Origin of the sequence: Candidatus Angelobacter sp., assembly GCA_035607015.1 — a bacterium.
Lineage (GTDB): Bacteria > Verrucomicrobiota > Verrucomicrobiia > Limisphaerales > AV2 > AV2.
Genome location: DATNDF010000328.1, coordinates 1 through 2588 on the forward strand (window position 1 = coordinate 1; position 2588 = coordinate 2588).

Annotated in this window: 3 protein-coding genes; all 3 read left to right on the forward strand. The window is 57.4% G+C overall.

Features of this window, described 5'->3' with window-relative positions; translation table 11 throughout:
- Window positions 1-865, forward strand: an 865-nt coding sequence (locus tag VN887_13165) for a helicase-related protein (protein HXT40955.1), incomplete at its 5' end; no start/stop codon positions are given.
- 80 nt (window positions 866-945) lie between these two features.
- Window positions 946-1872: an HNH endonuclease gene (locus VN887_13170; protein ID HXT40956.1), complete on the forward strand. Its 927-nt coding sequence runs from the start codon at window positions 946-948 to the stop codon at window positions 1870-1872.
- 17 nt (window positions 1873-1889) lie between these two features.
- The coding region (locus tag VN887_13175) for a DpnI domain-containing protein (protein ID HXT40957.1) at window positions 1890-2588 on the forward strand (699 nt) is incomplete at its 3' end.

Here is a 2588-nt window from a genome sequence, read left to right on the forward strand (position 1 = left end):
CATCGAGATCATCCGCGACCTGCGCCTCGGCGCCTTTGACGTGCTGATCGGCATCAACCTGTTGCGCGAGGGCCTCGACATTCCCGAGTGTGCCCTGGTGGCGATCCTCGATGCCGACAAGGAGGGCTTCCTGCGCAGCGAGACCTCCCTGATCCAGACCATCGGCCGCGCCGCGCGCAATGTCGACGGCTGCGTGCTGCTCTATGCCGATCAGGTCACCGGCTCGATGCAGCGCGCCATCGAGGAGACCAACCGGCGGCGCGAGAAGCAGGTCGAGTACAACAGCGCGCACGGCATCACGCCCGAGAGCATCAAGCGCTCGATCCACGACATCATGAACAGCGTGTACGAGCGCGACCACGTGCTGATCGCGACCGGCGACGGGGCCGGCGAGTTCGCCGAGGCCGCCACCATCGGGCACAATCTGCAAGCGGTGGTGGCCGACATGGAGACGCGCATGCGCGAGGCCGCCGCCGATCTCGACTTCGAGCAGGCCGCGCGCCTGCGCGACGAGATCAAGCGCCTGCGCCAGACCGAGCTGGCGGTGCTGGACAATCCGACGGCGAAAAACGTGATGCTGGCGCAGGATTCAAAGCTGCGCCGGGCGGTCAACCGCCCGCACAAACCCCACCTCGGCGAAATGGGCATCGCTTTGTCGCACGAGGTCAGGCCAGCGCGCTCTTCTTCCACCTCCCCCCTTGCGGGGGAGGTGGACGCGAAGCGCCGGGAGGGGGGTGCGCGCAAACCGACGCTCGATGAAATGGGCCCCGGTGTGGAGAGCGTGCCGTCGCGCGCGGACAGCCCGCGCAGCAAGCTCGGACGACCGGGGATGCGGGGCGGGTTTAAGAGCAACCGGGGACGATGAACCTAGATCTCCAGTCTTGATTGGCTCGCCGGATACTGCAACTCTTACGAGCGGGCGAGGAGCGCAGTGAACGTCGGGAAATGATCAATTTATTCATTGCGAACACAGATAACGGTTGGTTCGATTTCTTGGCAGCCCAGCCAAATTTACCGGAGGTAAATTTTTGGTGGCCGGGCGAAATGAACTTCCGCGCTCTTCAGCCAGGAGAGTTACTCGTTTTCCGATTGAAAAGCCCAAGAAACAAAATTGGCGGCTTTGGTGTATTCAGCAATCATTCGCTCTTACCCATCCAATTAGCTTGGGAGACTTTCGGCCCCAAAAATGGAGTCGCATCATTTGATGCTCTCCGTGATTCGATCGCTAGGTATCGCAATGACAACACGGTTGGGCCAAACACCAACATTGGCTGCACTGTGCTGGTTGAGCCTGTCTTTCTTCCACCTGAACGATGGATTGATCTTCCGCCGTCATGGTCGTCAAGTATCCAACGTGGAAAGGTTTATGCGACTGGGCATTCGGAAGGTCTCGACCTATGGAATCGCTTGACCGACAATCTCGGACCAACTTTGCCGCTTCCAAATTTTGAAGTGGCTGAAAATCAACAGGCCCGATACGGTACTCCGGTTTTAATCCGCCCAAGGCTTGGACAAGGAGCTTTCCGAGTAGCGGTCACCGAAGCATATGGCCGGCAGTGCGCCGTTTCAGACGGCAAGGTTCTTCCGGCATTAGACGCCGCTCACATAAAGCCGTACGGCAAGGGCGGCCAACACGTCGCGCCAAACGGTATTCTATTTCGGAAAGATATACACAGCGTCTTTGACGCCGGATACGTAACCGTGGATGAGAATTACCGCTTTGTGGTGAGCGAACAAATCAAAGAGGTTTTCAACAATGGGGAGGAGTATATTCGGTTGCACGGAAAGTTCTTGAGACTTCCAAAACAGCGGTCTGAATGGCCCGACCCGAATTTTATTTATTGGCATAACACTGAGAAGTTCGTTGGGTAACTGCGGGCCGCAACGTAATGAAACTTGGCTTTGAAGAACAGCAAACTCCCTACTCTAGCGGCTCGCAAAGTGCCCGCGCCTGGACCGAGCGCTGGGTTCACGACTGGGTCTATTGCCCGAACTGTGGTAATCAGAAGATCGACCCTTTTCCAAATAACAGTCCTGTTGCGGATTTTTTCTGCGGCGCGTGCAGCGAAGAATACGAGCTCAAGAGCCAGAGAAACCGCTTTGGCGACAAGGTACTCGATGGGGCCTACGACGCGAAATGTGAGCGGCTGGCTGCAAGCAATAATCCAAGTTTGTTCTTGTTGAACTACGATCTGAAGCGGCTGAGCGTCCTCAATCTGCTCATCGTTCCGAAACACTTCTTTATTCCCGAGATCATCGAGAAACGGAAACCGCTCGCGGCAACCGCGCGGCGGGCGGGGTGGGTCGGATCGAAAATCCTGCTCGGCCAAATTCCCGAGTCGGGCAAAATCTACATCCTGAAAGACGGCGTGCCTCAGTCGAAAGACGCCGTTCTCGCGGAGTGGCACAAGACGCTGTTCCTGCGTTCCGAGTCGCTGGAAGCACGGGGCTGGTTGATTGAAGTTATGAGGTGCGTCGAATCCATCGGCAAGCGCGACTTCGAGATCGATGACGTTTACGCCTTCGACGAGCATCTTAGCCGCCTCTATCCCGGTAACCAGAACGTCAGGCCGAAAATCCGACAGCAA

Excerpts from the sequence above, each read along its gene's own strand:
- VN887_13170 (HXT40956.1), top strand. The coding sequence starts at position 946 with ATGATCAATTTATTCATTGCGAACACAGATAACGGTTGGTTCGATTTC.